Here is a 20,960-nt window from a genome sequence, read left to right as displayed (position 1 = left end):
CGGGCGCCGGCCTGGCCCTGCTGCTGGCGCTCGGGGCGGCCGTGCCGGCGATCGCCGCAGGGCGCGCGGACCCCGGCGCGGAGTGCCCGCCGGGGCAGAGCGACTGCAGCGTCTGGGACGACGATCCCGGCACCCCGGGCGACCCCGGCGGCGGCGGGGACGACGGCGGGGGCGGCGACTCGGGCGGCGGGGGCGGTGGGGGCAAGTGCCAGTGGAACGGCCGCACCGTCAAGTGCTACGACAGGGTGCTCGGCTGGTTCAACAACGGCGACGGTTGCTACTACAAGCTCGCCGAACCGCAGCCCGAGGCCCCCGAGGGCCAGCAGTGGTACGTGCGCACCTGCAACGGCGGCAGCCTCGGCTCCCAGACCACGGTCCTGCGCGACGCCCCGCCGCCCGGCTTCGGCGCGCCGCCCGACCCGGAGGAACTCGCCCGGCGGGCCCTGGCCAAGATCACCATCGCGGCGCCCAGGATCGCGGTCGCCCCCCGCCGCAGCAACGGTCCCGGCCTGGTCGGGCTCCCGGTCTGGATGTGGGGCAAGAACGACGAACGGAAGTACTTCGGGCCGGTCCAGCGGGCGTCGGAGACCGACCGGGGTCTGACCGTGTGGATCACGGCGACGTTCGACCGGATCGTCTGGAACATGGGCAACGGCCGCAAGGTCACCTGCTCCGGCGCCGGTACGCCGTACCGGGCCGACGGCCCGCTCGCCGGCCGCCCCTCCCCCGACTGCGGCTACCAGGGCTACCCGAAGGCCGGCGACTACCGGGTGCGGGCCACGACCTACTGGACGGTGACCTGGGAGGGCGGCGGCCAGAGCGGCGTCATCCCGGTCAACCGGACCACGGGAACGGTGCCGGTCCGAATCAACGAACTACAGGTGGTGGCTCAATGAGTGTGGCGACCCGGAACGGAACCGGGCCGGTGGACGCGCCGGTCGCCCCGCCCCGGGTGGTGCGGCAGCGGCGGATGCGCCCCGGGCTGCTCGGCCTGGCCGTGCTGCTGATCGCCCTCGGCGGCCTGGGGGCGGCGTTCGCGGTCACCTCCGTACGCGCCACCGGCAGCTACCTGGCCGTGGCCCGGGCGGTCGAGGTCGGCCGGCAGGTCAGCGCCGACGACCTGGTCCCGGTGCAGGTGGCCGGTGGCCAGGGCCTGTCGCCGGTGCCCGCCGGCCGGCTCGACGAGGTGGTCGGCAAGCGGGCCGCCGTGGCGCTGACCCCCGGCACGCTGCTGACCATGGCGCAGCTCACCGACGACCCGCTGCTCGGGCCCGGCCAGCAGCAGCTCGCGCTGGGCCTGAGCCCCGCCGAGGTGCCCGCCCGCAGGCTCCACCCCGGCGACAAGATCCTGCTGGTGAGCACGCCGGACGGGAACGACGACCGCCCCGCGGGCGCCGCCACCCGGTTCGAGGCGACGGTCATCGACGCCGTCACCTCGGACGACGACGACGAGGTGGTGGTCTACCTGGCGCTCGCCGTCCGGGACGTGCCGGCCGTCGTCGCGCTGTCCAGCCAGGAGCGGATCGCCCTCGTCCTGACCGAGGCGGCCTGACCATGGCGATCATCGCGCTGGTGTCGGCGAAGGGCTCCCCGGGCGTCACCACCGCCGCCCTCGCGTGCGCCCTGACCTGGCACCGGCGGCTGGTGCTCGCCGAGTGCGACCCGGCCGGCGGGTCGATCCTCGCCGGCTACCTGGGCGGCGCGCTCGACGGCCCCCGGGGCATCGGGGAGCTGGCGGTCGGCGAGTTGCGCGACGGCAACCTGGAGTCGGCGTTCTGGTCGCAACTGGTCGACCTGGACGCGCCGAAGCGGGAGCGGCTGCTGCTGCCCGGCGTCGTCGACCCCGCCCAGGCCGGCAGCGTCGTCCCGCTCTGGCAGCGGTTCGCCGACTTCTTCGGCAGCCTGGAGGGCGGCGACCCGCCGTACGACGTGGTGGTGGACTGCGGGCGGCTGCACGTCGTCGGTCCACCGTGGCCGATCCTGCGCGCCGCCTCGGTGGTGCTGCTGGTCAGCGGCGCCCGGCTCCCCGACCTCTCCGGCACCCGGGCCATGGCCAGGACGATCGAGCGGGACTTCGCCGAGCACCGGGTGCCGCCGGGCACCCTGCGGCTGCTGCTGGTCGGCGACGGCCACGGCAACGGCGAGGTCAGCAAGGCGCTGCGGCTGCCGGTGATCGCCCGGATGCCGCACGACCCGCGTACGGCCGAGGTGCTCGGCCTGGGCGGCACCGTGCGGGCCGGTCGGCCCCTGATGCGCGCGGCCGGGGCCCTGGAGGTGCCGGTCGGTGCGCTGCTGGAACGCCGGCGCGCCCGGCTGACCTGGCCCGTGCCGCAGGGGGTGCCGGATGCGGTTTGAACCGGTCTCCGGCGACCCGCGCCGGCAGCCGCCCGGCGCCACCTCGACCGCCCCGCCGCTGGCCCCGCCCAACGGGCGCCACCATCCCCTCCCGCTGCCGGTGCCGGTCGCCGCGCCGCGGTCCGAGCCGCCGCCCCGGCCCCGGGTCGACTTCCAGGTGGTACGCGAGCTGCGCCGGGAACTCAGCGAGCGGCTGGCCCTGTGGCAGCGCGGCCGGGAGTTCACCGTCGACGAGGAGGACACCGAGCGCGCCCGGCTCGCGGTGAGGGTGGTCGCCGAGTACGCGGACGCGGTGCGCCGGGCCGGCACCCCGATGGCGGCCGGCGAGGAGCGGCTCCTGCTCGACCAGGTGACCGCCGAACTGGCCGGGCTCGGCCGCCTCCAGACGCTGCTGGTCGACGACACCATCGAGGAGGTGCACATCCTCGGCTGCGACCAGGTGCGCGTCACCCGCCACGGCGGCGGGGTCGACTGGGTGGAGCCGATCGCCGACAGCGACGACGAGCTGGTGGAGATCCTCCAGGCGGCGGCCCGCCGGGCCGGGGCCACCGAACGCTCGCTGTCGACGTCCAAGCCCACCCTCGACCTGCAACTGCCCGACGGCAGCCGGCTCGCCGCGGTGTTCCTCGTCAGCCACCGCCCGTACGCGGTGATCCGCAAGCACAACACGCTGGACGTGAGCCTCGACGACCTCGCCGGGGGCCGGGGCGACCTGGACGAGATGATCGACCCGCTGGTGCGCGACTTCCTCCGCGCGTCAATGCGCGCCGGGCTGAACATCATGGTGGCCGGCCTCGCGGGCGCCGGGAAGACGACAGTCATCCGGGCGCTGATGGACGAGATCCCGGCCGACGAGCCGTACGTGCTGCTGGAGGAGAGCCGCGAGCTGCTGCCGGCCCGCCGCCGGCTCAAGCACCGGGCGGTGATGAGCTTCGAGGCCCGGGAGGGGCACGGCGAACGCGGGGCGGACGGCCGCCCGGCCGGCGAGGTGAGCATCGCCGACCTGATCCCGGTCTCCCTGCGGATGGGCGTGCTGCGGATCATCGTCGGCGAGGTCCGGTCCCGGGAGATCGTCCCGATGCTCCAGGCCATGACGACCAGCCGCGGCTCGATGTGCACCATCCACGCCCGTACGCCCGCCGGGGTCAGCGAGCGGATCATCGAGCTGGCGCTCGCGCACGGCCGGGAGATGACCGTCGACCAGGCCCGCCGGATGGCCGGCAACGCGCTCGACCTGATCGTCTACGTCACCGTCGAGGACGAAACCGCGATCGGCGGGCGCAAGCACCGCTTCGTCTCGCACGTCGAGGAGGTCATCGGCGTCGGCGACGGCAACCGGATCACCACCACCCAGGTGTTCGGGCCCGGGCCGGACGGGCGGGCCGTACCCCGGCACCTGCCCGAGCGGGTGCGCGCCCAACTCCTCCGGGTCGGCTACGACGCCCGGCTGCTCAGCCGGTGGATCGAGGCCGGCACGGGCGCGTGGCGGCGGCCCCGGCAGACCCGGCTCGGGCGGCGGTGACCGGAGGTGCTGGACAACGTCGAACTCGTCGCGGTGGCCTCCGGTGCCGCCTGCGTGGCCGGGCTGCTGCTGGCGGTCGTCGCGCTGGTCGGCACCCGCCGGCCGCCCGGCGGCCCGGGCGCGGGCCGGGGGCTCGACCGGCTCTGGAAGGGCCCGGGCGCCACCCCGCGTGAGCAGCGGGCCCACCAGGCGCTGCTGGTCGCCGCCCTGGTCGCGGGCGCGCTGGCCTTCCTGGTCACCGGCCTGCCGGTCGTCGGCCTGCTGGTCGCGGTGGCCGTCCCGGGCACCCCGTGGCTGTTCTCCGTCGGCAAGGCCGAGCAGCGGGCCATCGCCCGCATCGAGGCGGTCGGCGAGTGGACCCGCCGGCTCAAGGACGTCTCCGCCACCGGCCAGGGACTCCAGCAGACGATCATCGGCACCGTCGGCACCGCACCCGAGGAGATCCAGGAGGAGGTACGGCTGCTCGCCGCCCGCCTCCAGGCCGGTTGGCTGGCCCGCTCCGCGCTGCTCGCCTTCGCCGACGAGATCGGCGATCCGGTCTGCGACCAGGTGGTGGCGGCGCTGATCCTGCACGTGACCGACCGGGGCGAACGCCTCGGCGACGTGCTCGGCTCGATCGCCGGGGCGGCGGCGGCCGAGGTGGCCACCCGGCGGGAGATCGAGGCGAAGCGCACCCAGCCCCGGTTCGCGGTCCGCTTCCTCACCGGGATGACCCTGGCCACGGTCGCGTACGGGCTGCTCAACACCGAGTACGTCAGCCCGTACGGCACGCCCTTCGGGCAGCTCGTGATGGCGACGCTCGGCGCGGCCTTCGTCGGCCTGCTGGCCTGGGTGCGGTCGATGAGCCAGCCCCGCCGGCCGGCCCGCTTCCTGCCGGCCCCGGCCCCGGAGGAGGTGGCCCCGTGAGCGCGAGGAGTGAGCTTGCGAGCCCCGCAGTCGCGAACGAAAGGCAAGCACCGTGAGTGCCGTCGTCCTCAACTGGCAGCTCGCCGTCGCCGTGTGCGGCGGGGCGGCGGTCGGGCTGGGCGCCTTCCTGGTGGTCCGCGAGCTGGTGCCGGCGACCCCCGCGCTCGGGCCCGCGCTGCGCCGGCTGCACCAACCGGCCGGCGCCGGGCAGCTCACCACGCCCGCCGACCGGCGGCTGGAGTGGCTCACCGGGCTGTCCCGCTGGCTGCGGCCACCGCACCGGCAGCTCGCCCTGATCGACCGGACGCCCGAGCAGTACGCCCTGTCGATGCTGCTCTCCGCGCTGATCGGGCTCGCCGCGCCGACGTTGCTCGGCGTCACCCTGTTCGCCGTCGGCATCCGGCTGCCGGTGGTCGTACCCGTCCTCGGCAGCCTCGGGCTGGCGCTGCTCTGCGCCCTGATCGCGCACCGGTCGGTGCTGGACCGGGCGGACAAGGCGCGTGACGAGTTCCGCCAGGCCGTCTGCACCTACCTCGACCTGGTCGCCCTCCAGCTCTCCGCCGCGCACGGGCCGGTGCAGTCGCTGGAGCGGGCGGCGGCGGTCTGCGACGGCTGGGTCTTCGACCGCATCTCCGAGTCGCTGCGGATCGCGCAGATGCAGATGCACTCGCCGTGGGACGAGCTTCGCGACCTCGCCGAGCGCATCGGCATCCCGGAACTGGGCGACGTCGGGGCGATCATGCGCTCCTCCGGCAGCGAGGGCGCGCAGGTGCACGAGACCCTGCGCAGCCGCGCCGACTCGCTGCGCGACCAGATCCGCACCGACAACCTGGCCCGGGCCGAGGGGGTGACCAGCCGGCTCGACATCCCCGGGGCGCTGCTCGTCTTCGTCCTGCTCGGCTTCGCCGTCTATCCGTTCATCGCCCGCCTGTGATCCGCCCCCGAGAGAAGGAGCACGTCATGTCCGTCATCACCCGCCTGCACGTCGCGCTGTCGACACGCCTGGCCGAGCTGCGCGAGGACGGCGAGCGGGGCGACAGCCCCGTACCGACCGCAGTGATCATCTTCGGTCTGGTCGCCGTCGCGATGGCGGTCACCGCCGCCGCCCTCGGTGCCGCAAACGACTGGATGGACAACATCCCCACCCACCAGGATCCGGTCTCGAAGTAACGCCGGGCCGTGCGCCGAGCAGACTCCGTCCCCGGACGCCGGGCGGCCACCGCCGCCCGGCGCCCCGTCGCGGCTGCCGCCCGGCGGCTCGTGGCCGGCGGGGTCGACCGGGGGGCCAACCCGGTCGAGTTGGCGGTGGTGATGCCGGTGATCCTGCTGCTGCTCTTCGCCTCGATCCAGGCCGCGGCCTGGTTCGTCGCCCGCTCCACCGCGCTCAACGCCGCGCAGAGCGCGGTCAACGCGCAGCGGCTGCACCAGGCGCCGCCCGGGGCCGGTGAGGCGCGGGCCGTCCGGTTCCTGAAGGCCTCGGGAGGCTGGCTGGTCGGTTGGAAGGATCCCGCACCGAGCTGCGAGACCACCGCGACCGAGGTGACCTGCACGGTGCGCGGGCGGTCCCTGTCGGTCGTACCCGGGGTCACCTTCCCGGTGCACCAGACCGCGCACGGGACCGTGGAACGGTGGACCGCGCCGTGAGCCGTACCGCCGAGCGGGGCTCGGTCTCGATCGAGGTGGCGGTGCTCGCCCCGGCGTTCATCGCGCTGATCGTGCTGGCCGGCGTCGCCGGGCGTACCGCCGTGGCGGCCGAGGCGATCGACGCCGCCGCCCACGACGCCGCCCGCGCCGCCTCGATCTCCCGGGACGCCCGCACCGCCCGCGCCGAGGCCCGGGACGCGGCCCGCCGGCAGCTCGACTGGCGCGGCCTGAACTGCGCCGGCACTCCCGAGGTGACCTTCAGCGGCGCGGTACGCGGCGCCCCCACCAGCTTCGACGCGGCGTTCCGCAGCCCGGCCGGGCAGGACGCCTCGGTCACCGTCCGGATCGCCTGCACGGTCTCCTACGGGGACCTGCACCTGTCCGTCCTGCCGGGGATGCCCGCCGGCAAGCGCGTGTCGGCGAACTTCACGTCGCCGCTGGACCGCTACCGGAGCCGGGGATGACCGCCGTGGCCGGCCGGCACGACGAGGGCCGGGTCAGCATCTTCCTCGCGGTGGCGATGGTCGGCGTCCTCTCCGTCATCGGCCTGGCCTTCGACGGCGCGGGTCAGCTGCGCACGTTGCAGCGGGCCGACAACCTCGCGGCCGAGGCCGCCCGCGCCGGCGGCCAGGCCATCGACCGCGCCAGCGCCATCGAGGGCGGGCCGACCCGGATCGACCGCCCCCAGGCCCGCCGGGCCGTCGCCGGTTACCTCGCCGCCGCCGGCGCCGCCGGCCACACCGTCAGCTTCCCGGTCGTCGACGGGGAGACCCGGGTCCGGGTACGCGTCACCGTCACGCACCACCGATCCATGCTCGGCCTGCTCGGCTTCGACGAGACCGTCACCGTCTCCGGTGAGGCGACCGCGCGGCCGCTCACCGGGGCACCGTAGGAAGGGAAGGCAGCCATGGCCGCATCGGGGCGCTCCGCCGTACGGCGGACCGGACGCATCCTGACCGGGTTCGGCGCGCTCGTCGTGCTCTGCGCGGTGCTGGTCGGCGCGCCGGTGGCGCTGCTCGCCCTCGCCGGCAATCCGCTGCCCGACCACCTGCCCAGCGTCGCGGAGATCGGTGCGACGCTGACGAGCCGGGACGACGGGCAGCTCTTCCTGCGAGCGCTGGCGCTGGCCGGCTGGTTCGGCTGGGCCACGTTCGCCTTCTCCGTCCTGGTCGAGCTCTGCGCGCAGGCGCTACGCCGGCCGGCGCCCCGGCTGCCGGGGATGAGTCGCCAGCAACGGGCCGCCGCCGCGCTTGTCGGTTCGGTCGCGCTGATCCTCGCGGCCAGCCCGGCGGCGAGCGCGGCGACGGCGGTCACCGGCCCGTACGCCCCGCCGGCGGCACCGCCCGCGGTCGCGCGGGCGACGGTTGCGGAGGCCACCTGGCCGGGTCCGGCCGCGCACACCTGGTCCACCCCGGTCGCCTCGTCCGCTCCGGTGACCTCGTCCGCCTCGGACGACGGTGCGGCGGTCTACCGGGTGGCCCGGGGGGACCACCTGGGCGCGGTCGCCCAGCGCTACCTGGACGAGTTCGCCGACTACCGGGAGTTGGCCGCGCTGAACCGGCTCGGCGACCCCGACGAGATCCACCCGGGCCAGCTGTTGAGGCTGCCCGGGGACGCCGAGGAGCGGGGGGCCCGCCGGCACGCCAACGGCCGCCTCGTCGCCCGCCCGACCCCGCCCGCGCCCGCCCGGCCGGCCCCGCAGCCGGCGCCCGGGAAGGTCGCTCCCGAGCGGGCGACGCCACCCCCGCCGGCTGCCGAGGCCCCGGTGCCGCCCCCGGCGGAGAGGGACGCCGGTCAGGCCCCGACGGTGACGGTGGGCGCCGCCCGGGCCGGCGAGCCCGATCGGGTGAACCGTCCCCTCGCGGTCTCCGCCGTCCTGGCGGTGGCGAGCATCGTCGGCGCGCAGATCGGCGCGGTCCTGGGCCTACGCCGCCGCCCGGCCCACGTACCGGCAGGCGCGGCCCGGAGCACGGCCGCCGCCCGCCGGGGCAGCACCGCGCGCGGCACCACCACGGCCAGGCGCGGCACGGGTCACTGCGACGCCCGCACCACCCCACGCGGCGGCGCGACCGGAGTCGACCGGGGCACGGAGACCGGTACCCACGACAGCGTGCCGACCGGCCACGGCCGGACCCGTGCGGGTTCGTCCCACGACACGGCTATCGGCCGCCACCGCCGCCCCTGACTCCCGGGGCCGGGAGGCCGCCGGGCGCCGGTCAGGGCAGGCGGGTCTCCAGGATGCCGTCGACGACGCGGGTCGGCAGGATCTGCTGGTCGTTGCCGGAGGGGCCGTGCACGACCTCGCCGCCGTTGAGGCGGAACGCGCTGCCGTGCCACGGGCAGACCACGCAGTCGTGCCCGTCGATCTCGCGCACCTCGCCCTCGCCCAGCGGGCCGCTCTGGTGCGGGCAGCGCTCCAGCATCACGGTGACCTCGTCGCCGTGCCGGTAGAGGATCACCGAGACGTCGTCGACCTCCCGGGTGATCAGCCTGCGCTCCGGCAGGGCGGCCATGTCCGCGATCGAGTGCCAGCCGTCGCTCATCCGGTGCAGCTCGGAGATGCTCTGGTTGACCTGCGCGCCCTGCTTGTACGCCAGGTGCCCGCCCAGGTACGCCCCCATGCTGGCGGCACCGAGCCCGAGGAAGCCGAGCGTACGGCCGAGGTTGTGCCGGCCGGTCATCCGGGCGGCCACCGAGCCGGCGTAGAACGCCAGGCCGACGCTGTTGGACGCGGCGTGCACCAGGCCGATCCGGCGCTGGTCGCGAGCCAGGGCCGCCCAGTCGTTGAGGCCGGCGACCGCGGCCGGGAGGGCGCTGACGGTGCCCACCGCGCACAGCGTGGCGGCGGCCCGGCGCTGCCCCGGCATCAGGTCCAGCACCGCCGTGCTGAGCCACGCGCCCACCGGCACCTGCACCATCGCCGGGTGCAGCGGATGGCCCAGCCAGACGCCGTGCAGCAGGTCGCGGACCCGCTGCGGTCGGAGGGTGGCCTGGACGGCGCGCTGCAACCGGTCGCCGACCCGGTCCAGGCCGGATGCCTGCTCGATCTTCGTCAAGAGTGCTCGCACCCGTACCGACTTCCCGGCAGGAGCCCCCGCAAACCGGTCGGCGGTGACGGATCCGCAGCGGTACGTGGTCGCGCCCCCACCGACCCGTAACGGGACGCCCCCACCGAGGTCGGCGGGCGTGGAAATCGGGTCGCGGGCCGCACCGTCCACGACCACTGTGGTCCGGGTGTACGCACTCTCCTCCCGCCCGCTGCCGGCCGGTCGACCGGCGACCCGACTGAGCGTCGCGCTGGGGCAGCCCCGGGCCGTGCCGCCCCCGCTGCTGATGCTGCTGGGCATGCTCTCCACCCAGGTCGGGGCGGCCGTCGCCAAGCAGCTCTTCGGCAGCACCAGCGCCGGCGGCACCACCACGCTGCGGCTCGGCTTCGCCGCGCTCATCCTGCTGGTCCTGGTCCGGCCGGGGCTGCGCCTGGGCTGGCGTACCGCCGGTCTGGTCGGGGCGTTCGGGCTGGCCCTGGCGGTCATGAACCTCGCCTTCTACGCGGCCCTGCACCGGGTGCCGCTGGGCGTCGCGGTCACCATCGGCTTCGCCGGGCCGCTGCTCGTGTCGCTCGCCGGCAGCCGCCGCCTCGCCGACGTGGCGTGGGCGGCGCTGGCCGGCGGCGGCGTGCTGCTGATCAGCGGGCTCGGCGGGACGGGGGTGGACCGGCTGGGGCTGCTGTGCTGCGTGGCCGTCGCGGTCGGCTGGGCCGCCTACGTGCTGCTCGGCAAGGCGGTCAGCGCCCGGGTGCCGGGCAGCCGGGGCCTCGCGCTGGGGATGGCCGTCGCCGCGCTGGCCGTGCTGCCGTTCGGGGTCGCCGGCAGCGGTACGGCGCTGCTCGACCCGTGGACCCTCGCGCTGGGCGCGGCGGTGGCGCTGCTGTCGTCGGTGCTGCCGTACTCGGCGGAGATGGCGGCGCTGCGCCGGATGCCGGCCCGGGTCTTCGCGGTCCTGCTCAGCCTGGAGCCGGCGATCGGGGCGCTGGTCGGGCTGGTCCTGCTCGGCGAGCTGCTGGCCTGGCCGCAGGCGGCGGGGGTGGCCTGCGTGGTCGGCGCCGCGCTGGGCGCCACCCTGGTCCGCCGGGAGCGGCCCGCCGCACCCTGACGCCTGGCGCCGCCGGCACCGTCGGGGGCATGCTGTCGGCATGGGCGTACGCGTCGAACGTGCCGCGGCGGTGACCACGGTGATCCTGGACCGCCCGGCGGCCCGCAACGCGGTCGACGGGCCGATGGCACGGGCCCTGGCCGACGCGTTCCGCGCCTTCGAGGCCGACCCCGACGCGGCGGTGGCCGTGCTCTGGGGTGCCGGCGGCTCGTTCTGCGCCGGGGCCGACCTGAAGGCCATCGGCACCCCGAGCGGCAACCGCGTCGAGGCGCAGGGGGACGGCCCGATGGGTCCGACCCGGATGACGCTCAGCAAGCCGGTGATCGCCGCGATCTCCGGTCACGCGGTGGCCGGCGGGTTGGAGCTGGCGCTCTGGTGCGACCTGCGGGTCGCCGAGTCCGACGCGGTGCTCGGAGTGTTCTGCCGCCGCTGGGGGGTGCCGCTGATCGACGGGGGTACGGTCCGGCTGCCCCGGCTGATCGGCGAGAGCCGGGCGATGGACCTGATCCTCACCGGCCGGCCGGTGCCGGCCGAGGAGGCGTACGCCATGGGGCTGGTCAACCGGCTGGTCGCGCCGGGTGAGTCCCGGGCAGCGGCCGAGCGGCTGGCGGCCGAGATCGCCCGGCACCCGCAGACCTGCCTGCGCAACGACCGGGCGGCGCTGCTCGCCGGCGCCGGCCTGCCGGAAGCGGCGGCGCTGGAGGTGGAGCTGGCGTACGGGATGGAGTCACTGGCCGCCGACGCGGCGGCCGGTGCGGCCCGCTTCGCCGCCGGCGAGAGGTGAGGAAGGGCCCCTTCGCGTCAGGAAAGGGCCCTTCTTCGCACCGGATGGGTCAGTTGCGGTTGATGGTGAACGTCGAGGTGGTGTTCTGGATGTCCACCGCGTTGTTGCTCAGCCGCAGGTTGTTGAAGGTGACGGACCCGACGGCCGGGCCCTGCCCCGCCTCCGGCATCGGATTGGCCCAGATGCCGAAGCCGGACTTCGCGTCGTAGGCGTCACCGCTCTTGCGGGCGCCGCTGATGGAGACGTTGGTGAAGACCGTGTCGGTGATCGGGAACTGCGGCTGCCCGCCGACGTAGTTGGTCTGGAACATGATGCCGCTGTAGGTCGGGTCGACGATGTCGACGTCGCTGACCCGGATGCCCTGGAACACCTTCGAGGCGGAGAAGATCCAGATCGCCGGGAAGGTCTGCGCGCCCCAGAAGTGCCCGCCGGCCCGCACGATCGAGATGTTCTCGAACCGGGTGGGCGGGCTCGCGCCGAAGCCGTTCATCGGGTAGCCGAAGTCGAGCGAGCTGATGGTGATGCCGGAGTAGACGAGCGTGTCCGCGATGTAGATGTTGCGGAACGTGTTGCCGTAGCCGCCGTAGACGGCCACGCCGGCGGCCCGCCAGGTCAGCGTCGAGGTCAGGTTCTCGTAGATGTTGTCCTTCATGTCGGCACCGCCCGCGTCGATCGCCGAGAACAGCGCGAAGCTGTCGTCGCCGGTGGCCCGGGCGTCGTTGTTGCTGACCAGGTTGTTGGTGCTCCCGTTTGTCATGTTGATGCCGTCGGCGAACATGTTCCGGATCCGGGAGTTCTTGATCGTCATGTGGTCGGTGTTCGCGCCCCAGTAGAGGCACACCATGTGCTCGTTCCAGATGTTGTCGATCACGATGTTCGACACGTTGGAGAAGTCGAACACCTTGCCCGGCCCGTCGATGCGCGAGGTGTAGTTGCCGAAGTAGGCGAAGTTCGCGAAGGACGATCCGGCCGCCGAGTTCTCGGCCCGGAAGCCGATGTCGGTGTTGTCCTGGCCGGACGGGGCGTTGAACCGGGTGTACCAGGGGCCGGCGCCGGTCACCTTGACCGCCTTGCCGTACACCTGGAACTTCGACGCGGTGGAGTAGTTGCCCGCCGGCAGGTACACCCCGACGAGGTTGCCGGTGGTGTCCATCCGCACCCGGTCCAGGGCATTCTGCACGTCCTGGTGGGTAAAGCCGGTCGGCGTGGCGTAGCGCGCCGGGTCCGGGTTCGCGATCGGCGCCACCTGCTCGGTGTTGATGAAGTCGATGGCGTACGTGGTGGTGTTGGCCGGGTCCTTCTGGAGGCGGATCCTGCTGCCGGCCGGCACCGTGGAGTTGAGCATGACGTTGGCCTCGTCGTAGATGTGCCGCGGTCCGCCCGCACTCGGCGAGTTGCCCGGGCTGGCCTCGTTGCCGTAGAGCCAGGCGTACCGGGACGTCAGGTCGATGGCCTTGTGGAACGTGCCGTTGACGTAGACGTTCAGCGTCGAGTTGATCCCGCCGCCGCCCGGCGCGTCCGGGATCGAGAAGCGGGTGACCAGGGTGTTTGTGCTGGCCCGGGTGGTCCACTCGACGTAGCTGCCGGTCGAGTTGAGGGTCACCGCCCGCCGGCCGGACGCCTCACCGGCGAGGTCGCCGACGGTCCGGTTCGGCCCGACGACGCTGGCGCCGCCGCCAACCACGCCGTCCTCGGCCTCGTACATGTCGTACGGCATGTTGGCGCCGCGCCCCACGAAGAGCGCCCGGTCGCTGGTGTTGTTGCCCTGCTTGACCGGCAGCTCGTTGCCGTCGGCCGCGAGCACCACCCGCACGGTGTACTTGCCGTTCGCGGCCGTCCAGGTGCCCAGATTGACCGGGCCGACGGTCGCCCCGGCGTTGATCACCCCGGAGTACGAGCCGGTCAGGGTACGCACGACCGTGCCCGCCTCGTTGAGCACGGTGAGCGTGATGCCGTGCGCGCCCGACGCGGAGGCCACGCTGCCGGCGTTGCGGATCGACACCGAGAAGGTGACCGTGTTGCCGGCCGCCGGGGTGCCCGGCGACCAGGCGACCGCGGCGGCGACCAGGTCGGAGCTGGCGACCGGGCTGACCACCAGCGGGCTCGGGTTGGTGTAGCTGTTGTTGGTGTCGTCCTGCTCGACGACGGTGTTCGACTCGTCGACCTTCGCGCTCAGCGGGTAGCTGCCCGCGTCCCGGTTGCCGATGTTGGCGGTGACCGTGGCCGAGGCGCCGGCCGCCAGGCCGCCGACCGGCGCGGTGCCCACCCGGTTGGTGCCGAGGTAGAAGTTGACGTTGGTGGCGCCGGAGGCCGCCGAGCCGGCGTTGCGGACGGTGGCCGAGAGCGTGACGGTGCTCGTCTCCACGGGCGCGGACGGGCTGAACGACATGCCGGTGACGGTCAGGTCCGGGTTCGGCGCCGGGGTGCCGATGACCTGGAACTCGGCGACCTGCCCGGCCGGGGCGCCGGTGTTCGAGGCGATCGAGAGCCGCACGTCGGCCGCCGCGCCCGAGACCGGGATGGTCACCGCGTTGCCGCTGGCCGGGCTGAAGGCGTAGTTCGCCGCGCCGACCAGGGTGGTGAAGGTCGAGGAGCCCTGGTCCCGCCCGAGGACTGTGATGTTCTGGGTACGCGCCCCCCAGGCGGAGTCGGGGTTCAACTTCAGCACCACCTGGCTGAGGCTGGCGTTGGCGCCGAGCTGCACGGTCAGCGTGCTCGGGTTGCCGTTGCCCTCCCAGTAGGTGGCCACGTTGTTGTCGTTGGCGTTGGTCGCCACGAACGTGTGCACGTGCCCGGAGGCGGTGATCGGCTTGCCGACCGCCAGGTTGCTGCCGACGGGCGGGTTGCCGGTACCGGTCCGGGTCACGGTGTTGCTGTTCGCCGACTGGTTGCCGGCCGCGTCCCTGGCCCGGACCTGGTACGAGACCGTGGCGCTGTCCGGCTGGCTGTCGGTGTACGTCAGCGTGGAGCCGTTGACGCTGCCGCGCAGCCCGCCGTTGGCGTACACGTCGTAGCCGGTCACCCCGACGTTGTCCGTGGACGCGGACCAGGTGAGCCGGATCTGCCCGCTGGCGGGCTGGGTGTACGCCAGGTTCCCGGGGACGCTGGGCGCCTGGGTGTCGGGGTTCCCGGCGGCGCCGTAGACCTCGACCTCGGAGAGTTGGGCGGCCGGCCAGCCGGTGTTGCCGGTGACCTGCACCCGCACGTACCGGGTGCTGGTCGCGGTGAAGCTGACGGTGACGGTGTTCCCGGTGGCCGGGTTGAAGGTGTAACCGCCGGACGCCTTCAGGGTGGTGAACGACGAGCCGTTGGTGGAGCCGAGCACCGACAGCGTCTGGGTGCGGGTCTGCCAGTCCGACGAGGGCGGCAGCTTGAGCACCACCCGGTCGACGCTGACGGTGGCGCCGAGGTCCGCCTGGATCCACTGCGGGAACGCGTTGTTGGCGCTCTCCCAGTAGGTGGCCGCGTTGCCGTCGTTGGCGTGGCCCGCCACGTAGTTCTGGTTGTGGCTGCTGGCGCTCATGGTGGCGGAGAGCCCGGCGAGCAGGGCCGCGCGGGCGGCGGTCGCGGCCGGGTCCGCCGGTGGCGCGGCGGCCGCCGGGGTGACGGCCGGGACGGCGGTGAGGAGCAGTCCGGCGAGCACGCCGGCGAGCAGCCGCCGGTTGGCCGGGCGGGTCGACCGGGGGACGGGACGGGGCGCGCCGGCCGGCGCGGTCCCGGGTCTGGTGCCGTTTCTGGACATGGGTCGCTACACCTCTTTCGGGGGGGTGGGGTGCGGGTGCGTTGCCCGGTGACGGGCGCAGGGGTACGCCCGTCGTGCCGCGACAGGTGGGGGACGGTGCGGGGCGATGTCGGGGCGATGTCGGGGCGGCGCTGCGCCGGGCCGCCCGGACTCCGATGGCCCCCGCCGGGACGGGCGGGGGCCATCGGGCTAGCTGGAGTGGACCTCGAACTCGCTGAGCTGGCCGGCGGGCCAGCTGCTGTTGCCGGTGAACGTCAGCCGCAGGTACCGCTGGCTGGTCGCCGCGAAGGTCACGGTGACCGTGTTGCCGGTGGCCGGGTTGAAGGTGTGGCCGGCCGACGCCTTCAGGGTGGTGAACGACGAGCCGTTGGTGGAGCCGAGCACCGACAGCGTCTGGGTGCGGGTCTGCCACGCCGAGGACGGCGGGAGCTTGAGCACGACCCGGGACACCGTCCGGTCGGCGCCCAGGTCCACCGTCAGCGACTGCGGGAAGGCGTTGTTGGCGCTCTCCCAGTAGGTGTTCGGGTTGCCGTCGACCGCGTTGGCCGCCACGTACACGTCGGCGTGGCTGGTCGCCGCGGCCGGTCGACCGAGCGCCAGGTTCCCGGTCGGCGGCGGGGTGGTCGGCGGCGGGGTCGTCGGGGGCGGGGTGGTGGGGCCGCCGCCGTACACCTCGAACTCGGAGAGCTGCGCCGCCGGCCAGCCCGTGTTGCCGGTGACGGTCAGCCGGACGAACCGGCGCTCGCCGGCCGGCACGCTGATCGACACCGTGTTGCCGCCGGCCGGGTCGAACGTGCGCCCGGCCGACCCGGCGAGGGTGGCCCACGAGGAGCCGTCGGTCGAGCCGAGCACCGACAGCGTCTGGGTCCGGCGCTCCCAGCCGGCGGGCAGCTTCAGCACCACCCGGTCGACGGTGCGCGCCGCGCCCAGGTCGACGGTCAGCGACTGCGGGAACGCGTTGTTGGCGCTCTCCCAGTAGCTGGCCGCGTTGCCGTCCACCGTGTTCGTCGCGACGTAGTTCTGGTTGGTGCTCGTCGCGGTCACCGGCCGCCCCTGCGCCAGGTTCCCGCCGGTCGGGGGCGGGGTGGTCGGCGGGGGCGTGGTGGGCGGCGGCGTGGTCGGGGGCGGGGTGGTCGGCGTCGTCGGGGGCGGGCTGGTGGGGCCGCCGCCCCACTGCGGCTCGGGCCACGGCCCGCAGTACGGCGTCGACGTGTACCAGCCGGAGTTGCCGGTGCCCTGGGTGATCTGGAAGCCGCTGCCGACGCAGTTGTGCATCGGGTTGGCCTGGGCGATCCCGGTGGCCCGCACGTTGGTGAAGGACACCTGGCTGGGCGCCTGCACCTGGAGGGCGTACGTGCCCGCGCCGTCGATCCGTACGTTGTTGAAGCTGATCCCGCTGGACTGTCCCTCGATCCAGTGCAGGGCCGCGTACGAGCTGTCCAGGATGTCGGTGTCGGTGACGTTGACCGCCGCGCCCTGGATGGGCTCGTTGAGCGCGGAGAACCAGATCGCGCCGACGCCGAAGCGCCAGTTGTAGTCCGAGTTGCCGTTGCGGATCAGCGTGTTCCGGGCGACGGTGATCGTCCCGGAGACGGCGGTCGGGCCGGTCACGCCGGGGTAGCGGTTGGCGACGTGGATGCCGCCGCCGTTGGTGACCGAGTCGGCGGTGACGTTGTCGGTGATCTTGATGTCCCGGCCGCCGTAGGTCACCAGGTGGTTGGCGAGGATCGTCACGCCGATCGTGTTGCGGGTGAAGGAGTTGTTCACGTTCGGCACGCTCTGCGCCCACATGGCGAGGGCGTCGTCACCCGTGTTGCGTACGAACGTGTTGGTCACCGTGGAGTTGGTGACACCCCAGTGGAAGTTCACCCCGTCGGCGGTCTGGTCGAGGATCCGGCTGTTGCGGATGGTGAAGTTGTCCATCGGGCCGTCCATCCAGGCCCCGACCTTGGTGTGCTGCATCCAGACGTTGTCGACCACCGAGTTCGACATCGCCCCGCCGATGGCGTTGACCTGGTCCTCGTCCACGCGTTCCCGGATGTCGCCGATGATGGCGAAGTCGCGCAGCGTGACGTTGCGGCTGGGTCCGCCGGCCTCGTGCGGGCGGATCTCGCCGCTGTAGCCGCCGCCGGGGACGTACTTGCCGTAGATGCCGGCGGCCCGCTTGCGGTCGGTCGGGTGCCGCCCGCCGAGCACCGAGTACCACGGTCCCGCCCCGCGCAGCGTCACCCCGTCGACGACGACGTGGTCCCAGAGGGTGAACGTGCCGGTCGGGATCCAGACGGCCCGACCCTGGGCCCTGCCGGCGTCCACCGCCGCCTGGAACTTCGCGGTGGAGTCGGTCGCCCCGGTCGGGTCGGCGCCGAAGTCGGTGACCACGTCGAGCACGCCGGTCGGCTTCGCGATCGGGGCGCCCACCAGCTCGAAGTCGGCCAGGTCGATGGTGAAGGTCGGCGACTGGGCGGTCGAGGAGACCTGGAGGCGGATCTTCGTGCCGGCCGGGTACGTGGTCCCGAACATCGCGCGGGTCTCGTCGTAGAAGTGGTGCGGGTTGGTGTCGCCCGGGTTGTTGTTGAACGGGTATCCGCCGTAGTACCAGCCGTACCGCGAGGTGACCGGCACCGCCTTGACCAGGGTGCCGTTGGCCCGCAGGTCGATGCTGGCGTCCCGGCCGGTGCCAGCGGCGTTGTCCGGCAGGCTGTAGCGGAAGGTCACCGCGTTGGCGGGCGCGGTCAGGGTGAACTCGACGTACTCGCCGACGGCGTCGAGGGTGACCGCCTCCCGGCCGGACGCCTCGGACGGCAGCGTGCCGTAGCGGCGGTCCGGGCCGATCCTCGTGCCGGTGTGCGCGACCTCCTCCGCCTCCTGCTCGACGAACGGGACGGTGGCGCCCCGCCCCGGGATGTCGAACGGCGAGAGTCCCGCCGCGCGGGCCGGGGTCGCGGTCGTGGTCAACGCGACGACGGAGATCGAGGCCGCCGCGAGGGCGGTTGCGGCGAGGGCGGCGAGCCCCGCGCGGATTCGGTGTCTTCGCTGGTGGTGCGGGGTGATGTGGTCGGCCATGAGCGGCGCTCCCTTTCCTCAGGTGGCCAGGTCCCCCGTGTCGTGCGGTGCGGTGCGCGTACCTCCCTCTCGGCCTCGGCCGGCGCGGGGCCTGCGGGTGGGCGGTGCCGGCGGCCGGGACGGGCCGCCGGCACCGCCGGGGTCGGGCCGGTTCCGACCGCGCCTACTCGCGCGGCCGTCGCGGCGCCCGTAGCCAGACGGCGGTGTCCGGCGGCAACCGGTCGTCGTCGAGCGGCCCGCTGGCCAGCAGCCGCTCGGTGTGGGGCGGCAGCGGCACCGCCGTGTCCGAGAGGTTGACCAGACAGGCGAAGCCGGGTTCCCGCCGGAACGCGAGCACCCCCTCGGGGGCGGGCAGCCAGCTCAGCTCCCCGTCGCCGAGGGCCGCCTCGGCGCGCCGGACGGCGAGGGCGGCCCGGTACAGCTCCAGCATCGAGTGGACGTCGCCGCCCTGGGCGCGGGCGGTGCGGTCCTTCCAGTCGGCCGGCTGGGGCAGCCAGGGCGCCGCCGTCGCGTCGTCGGGGCTGAAGCCGAACGGCGGCGTCTCACCGGACCAGGGGATCGGGACGCGGCAGCCGTCCCGGCCGGGGTCGATCCCGCCGGAGCGGAAGTGCATGGGGTCCTGCCGCAGCTCACGCGGGATGTCCTCGACCTCCCAGAGGCCCAGTTCCTCGCCCTGGTAGACGTAGGCGGCGCCGGGCAGCGACAGCGACAGCAGCGCGGCGGCCCGGGCGCGGCGGGTGCCCAGTTCCAGGTCGGTGGGCGTTCCCTCGCGCTTGGCGGCGAAGCTGAACGTGGTGTCCGCCCGGCCGTAGCGGGTGACGTGCCGGGTGACGTCGTGGTTGGAGAGCACCCAGGTGGCCGGCGCGCCGACCAGCGCGTGCACGCTCAGCGTCCCGTCGATGCTCTCCCGCAGCGCCGAGGCGTCCCAGGCGCAGCCGAGGAAGTCGAAGTTGAACGCCGTGTGCAGCTCGTCCGGGCGCAGGTAGTTGGCGAACCGCTGCCGGTCCGGCATCCACACCTCACCGATCAGTGCCCGGTCGCCGGGGTACTCGTCGGCGATCCGCCGCCAGTCGCGGTAGATCTCGTGCACCCCGTCGAGGTCGCGGAACGGGTGCGGCCGGCCCGGCAGCGTCTCGGGCAGCGTCCCGTCCTTGACCAGCAGGCCGGCCGAGTCGATCCGGATGCCGTCCACCCCGCGGTCGAACCAGAACCGGAGGATGTCCTCGAACTCGGCGCGCACCCTGGGGTGGTCCCAGTTGAAGTCCGGCTGCTCCGGGGCGAACAGGTGCAGGTACCAGTCGCCGGGGGTGCCGTCCGGGTTGGTGGTCCGGGTCCAGGTCTCGCCGCCGAACTCGCCGACCCAGTCGGTGGGCCGCTGGTCGCCGTTCGGGCCCCGGCCGGGGCGGAACCAGAACAGCTCGCGCTCGGGGGCGTCCGGGCCACCGGCGAGCGCCGCCTGGAACCAGGGGTGCGCGTCGGAGCAGTGGTTCGGCACCACGTCAACGATGCTCCTGATGCCGAGCGCGTGTGCCTCCGCGATCAGCGCCTCCGCCTCGGCCAGGGTGCCGAAGACCGGGTCGATGTCGCGGTAGTCGGCCACGTCGTAGCCGGCGTCGGCCATCGGGGAGGGGTACCAGGGGCTGAACCAGATCGCGTCGACGCCGAGCGCGGACAGGTAGTCCAGCCGCGACCGGATGCCGGCGATGTCGCCGATGCCGTCGCCGTCGCCGTCGGCGAAGCTACGCGGGTACACCTGGTAGATCACCGCTCCACGCCACCACGGACCGTTGTCTGCTCTGGACACGAGCACCTGCTTTCTGCGTCAGTGCGTCGGCGGGTTCGCCGGACCTTGATGTGTCCCGGGCAAACAGTCGTTGTTCGCCGCGGAAGGTTGCGCCGGGGGCTATCCCTTCAGGCTTCCCGTGGTGAGGCCGGACATGATGTTCCGCTGGAAGATCAGGAAGACGATGACGGTCGGGATCGCGGCGATGACCGAGGCGGCGACCACCACGTTCATGGGCGTACCGCCCGAGAAGGCGTAGATGCCGACGCTGACCGTCCGGGTCTCGGGCGACGGCATGACCAGCTTCGGCCAGAGGAAGTCCTTCCAGACCGCGGTCACGGCGAAGATCGAGACCACGCCGAGGATGGGGCGGGACATCGGCAGGACGATCGACCAGAGCGTGCGCAGCGGGGTCGCACCGTCCATGAGGGCCGCCGCCATCAGCTCCTCCGGGATCGAGTCGAAGAACCGTTTCAGGAGGAAGATGTTGAACGCGTTCGCGACCAGGGGCAGCCAGATCGCGAACGGCGAGTCGAGCAGGTTGACGTGCAGGATCGGCAGGTCGATCACGGTCACGTACTGCGGGACGATGAGGACCATCGCCGGGATCATCAGCGTCGCCAGCATCAAGCCGAGGATCACGTTGCCGAAGATCGGCCGGAGCTTCGACAGGGAGTACGCCGCGGCGGTGTCGAACACGAGTTGGAACAGCACCGCGCCGGCCGCGTAGTAGAAGGTGTTGAACAGCAGCTTGGCGAGGTCGAGGTTGTTCCACGCGTCGACGTAGTTCTGCGGCTGCGGATCCTTCGGGAACAGCGACGGCGGGGTCTGCGCGATCTCCTGGCCCGACTTGAGCGCGCCGGTGACCATCCAGTAGAGGGGCCCGAGGAAGACGAGCGTGAAGCCCGTCACGACGACGGCGAGCAGCGCCCAGTAGATCACCCTGCCGCGTCCCCGCCTGAGCTGGGCGGGGGAGACGAGTGTCCGGGTCCCGGAGTCCTGTGCCATT

The 20,960-nt window shown here is 73.8% G+C and carries 17 protein-coding genes and 1 pseudogene; 13 read left to right on the top strand and 5 right to left on the bottom strand.

All coding sequences use genetic code 11. The annotated features are described in order from the left end of the window. The first annotated feature begins 11 nt into the window (after window positions 1-11). The 11 genes and pseudogenes from ACN27A_RS23310 (at window position 12) to ACN27A_RS23260 (ending at window position 8,612) form a co-directional block, all read left to right on the top strand. Window positions 12-896 carry a hypothetical protein gene (locus ACN27A_RS23310; RefSeq protein WP_421458571.1) on the top strand — a complete coding sequence of 295 codons (885 nt, stop codon included), beginning with the start codon at window positions 12-14 and terminating at the stop codon, window positions 894-896. Further along, window positions 893-1,552 carry an SAF domain-containing protein gene (locus tag ACN27A_RS23305; protein ID WP_421456816.1) on the top strand — a complete coding sequence of 220 codons (660 nt, stop codon included), beginning with the start codon at window positions 893-895 and terminating at the stop codon, window positions 1,550-1,552. The genes ACN27A_RS23310 and ACN27A_RS23305 overlap by 4 nt, the downstream gene beginning before the upstream one ends. 2 nt (window positions 1,553-1,554) lie before the next feature. Continuing rightward, a complete protein-coding gene (locus ACN27A_RS23300) occupies window positions 1,555-2,355 on the top strand; it encodes a ParA family protein (RefSeq protein WP_421456815.1) in 801 nt (266 codons plus the stop codon). Continuing rightward, entirely contained in the window at window positions 2,345-3,877 is a 1,533-nt protein-coding gene (locus ACN27A_RS23295) for a CpaF family protein (RefSeq protein WP_421456814.1), read from the top strand. The genes ACN27A_RS23300 and ACN27A_RS23295 overlap by 11 nt, the downstream gene beginning before the upstream one ends. Continuing rightward, window positions 3,838-4,783: pseudogene (locus tag ACN27A_RS23290) on the top strand (type II secretion system F family protein). The gene ACN27A_RS23295 and the pseudogene ACN27A_RS23290 overlap by 40 nt, the downstream one beginning before the upstream one ends. Before the next feature lie 52 nt (window positions 4,784-4,835). After that, entirely contained in the window at window positions 4,836-5,717 is an 882-nt protein-coding gene (locus ACN27A_RS23285) for a type II secretion system F family protein (RefSeq protein WP_421456813.1), read from the top strand. Window positions 5,718-5,743: 26 nt separating this feature from the next. Next, entirely contained in the window at window positions 5,744-5,953 is a 210-nt protein-coding gene (locus tag ACN27A_RS23280) for a hypothetical protein (protein WP_421456812.1), read from the top strand. Between the two features lie 9 nt (window positions 5,954-5,962). Beyond that, entirely contained in the window at window positions 5,963-6,427 is a 465-nt protein-coding gene (locus ACN27A_RS23275) for a TadE/TadG family type IV pilus assembly protein (protein ID WP_421456811.1), read from the top strand. After that, window positions 6,412-6,891 carry a TadE/TadG family type IV pilus assembly protein gene (locus ACN27A_RS23270; RefSeq protein ID WP_421456810.1) on the top strand — a complete coding sequence of 160 codons (480 nt, stop codon included), beginning with the start codon at window positions 6,412-6,414 and terminating at the stop codon, window positions 6,889-6,891. Before ACN27A_RS23275 ends, ACN27A_RS23270 begins: the two co-directional genes overlap by 16 nt. Beyond that, on the top strand, window positions 6,888-7,319 hold the full coding sequence (locus ACN27A_RS23265) for a pilus assembly protein TadG-related protein (RefSeq protein WP_132232360.1): 432 nt from the start codon (window positions 6,888-6,890) through the stop codon (window positions 7,317-7,319). Before ACN27A_RS23270 ends, ACN27A_RS23265 begins: the two co-directional genes overlap by 4 nt. 15 nt (window positions 7,320-7,334) lie before the next feature. Further along, the gene (locus tag ACN27A_RS23260) at window positions 7,335-8,612 is read left to right on the top strand and encodes a LysM peptidoglycan-binding domain-containing protein (RefSeq protein WP_421456809.1); all 1,278 of its coding nucleotides are present in this window, start codon (window positions 7,335-7,337) and stop codon (window positions 8,610-8,612) included. 31 nt (window positions 8,613-8,643) lie between these two features. Here ACN27A_RS23260 and ACN27A_RS23255 read toward each other — a convergent pair whose 3' ends face one another. Continuing rightward, on the bottom strand, window positions 8,644-9,495 hold the full coding sequence (locus ACN27A_RS23255; RefSeq protein WP_421456808.1) for a Rieske 2Fe-2S domain-containing protein: 852 nt from the start codon (window positions 9,493-9,495) through the stop codon (window positions 8,644-8,646). Between the two features lie 166 nt (window positions 9,496-9,661). Here ACN27A_RS23255 and ACN27A_RS23250 point away from each other — a divergent pair, with 166 nt between their 5' ends. Both ACN27A_RS23250 and ACN27A_RS23245 read left to right on the top strand, forming a co-directional pair. Continuing rightward, window positions 9,662-10,579: an EamA family transporter gene (locus ACN27A_RS23250; RefSeq protein ID WP_421456807.1), complete on the top strand. Its 918-nt coding sequence runs from the start codon at window positions 9,662-9,664 to the stop codon at window positions 10,577-10,579. Between the two features lie 40 nt (window positions 10,580-10,619). Then, a complete protein-coding gene (locus ACN27A_RS23245; protein ID WP_421456806.1) occupies window positions 10,620-11,363 on the top strand; it encodes a crotonase/enoyl-CoA hydratase family protein in 744 nt (247 codons plus the stop codon). A gap of 49 nt (window positions 11,364-11,412) precedes the next feature. On the opposite strand, the gene ACN27A_RS23240 is transcribed toward ACN27A_RS23245, so the two are convergent. The 4 genes from ACN27A_RS23240 to ACN27A_RS23225 all read right to left on the bottom strand — a co-directional run bounded on the left by ACN27A_RS23240 (window position 11,413) and on the right by ACN27A_RS23225 (window position 20,959). After that, window positions 11,413-15,105 carry a discoidin domain-containing protein gene (locus ACN27A_RS23240; protein ID WP_421456805.1) on the bottom strand — a complete coding sequence of 1,231 codons (3,693 nt, stop codon included), beginning with the start codon at window positions 15,103-15,105 and terminating at the stop codon, window positions 11,413-11,415. Between the two features lie 189 nt (window positions 15,106-15,294). Further along, a complete protein-coding gene (locus tag ACN27A_RS23235; RefSeq protein ID WP_421456804.1) occupies window positions 15,295-18,168 on the bottom strand; it encodes a discoidin domain-containing protein in 2,874 nt (957 codons plus the stop codon). Window positions 18,169-18,331: 163 nt separating this feature from the next. Beyond that, a complete protein-coding gene (locus ACN27A_RS23230; RefSeq protein WP_421456803.1) occupies window positions 18,332-19,972 on the bottom strand; it encodes a glycoside hydrolase family 13 protein in 1,641 nt (546 codons plus the stop codon). Between the two features lie 99 nt (window positions 19,973-20,071). After that, window positions 20,072-20,959, bottom strand: a complete 888-nt coding sequence (locus tag ACN27A_RS23225; RefSeq protein ID WP_421456802.1) for a carbohydrate ABC transporter permease — start codon at window positions 20,957-20,959, stop codon at window positions 20,072-20,074. Between the last annotated feature and the right edge of the window lies 1 nt (window position 20,960).

The organism is Micromonospora sp. WMMD737 (genome assembly GCF_049179055.1).
Lineage (GTDB): Bacteria > Actinomycetota > Actinomycetes > Mycobacteriales > Micromonosporaceae > Micromonospora > Micromonospora reichwaldensis.
The sequence above is the reverse complement of the archived record's forward strand: the minus strand, read 5'-3'. Positions and strand labels throughout refer to the sequence as shown.

Coding starts and splice junctions, on each gene's coding strand:
- ACN27A_RS23305 (WP_421456816.1), top strand. CDS start 893: ATGAGTGTGGCGACCCGGAACGGAACCGGGCCGGTGGACGCGCCGGTC.
- ACN27A_RS23300 (WP_421456815.1), top strand. CDS start 1,555: ATGGCGATCATCGCGCTGGTGTCGGCGAAGGGCTCCCCGGGCGTCACC.
- ACN27A_RS23295 (WP_421456814.1), top strand. CDS start 2,345: ATGCGGTTTGAACCGGTCTCCGGCGACCCGCGCCGGCAGCCGCCCGGC.
- ACN27A_RS23280 (WP_421456812.1), top strand. CDS start 5,744: ATGTCCGTCATCACCCGCCTGCACGTCGCGCTGTCGACACGCCTGGCC.
- ACN27A_RS23265 (WP_132232360.1), top strand. CDS start 6,888: ATGACCGCCGTGGCCGGCCGGCACGACGAGGGCCGGGTCAGCATCTTC.
- ACN27A_RS23260 (WP_421456809.1), top strand. CDS start 7,335: ATGGCCGCATCGGGGCGCTCCGCCGTACGGCGGACCGGACGCATCCTG.
- ACN27A_RS23245 (WP_421456806.1), top strand. CDS start 10,620: ATGGGCGTACGCGTCGAACGTGCCGCGGCGGTGACCACGGTGATCCTG.
- ACN27A_RS23240 (WP_421456805.1), bottom strand. CDS start 15,105: ATGTCCAGAAACGGCACCAGACCCGGGACCGCGCCGGCCGGCGCGCCC.
- ACN27A_RS23235 (WP_421456804.1), bottom strand. CDS start 18,168: ATGGCCGACCACATCACCCCGCACCACCAGCGAAGACACCGAATCCGC.
- ACN27A_RS23225 (WP_421456802.1), bottom strand. CDS start 20,959: ATGGCACAGGACTCCGGGACCCGGACACTCGTCTCCCCCGCCCAGCTC.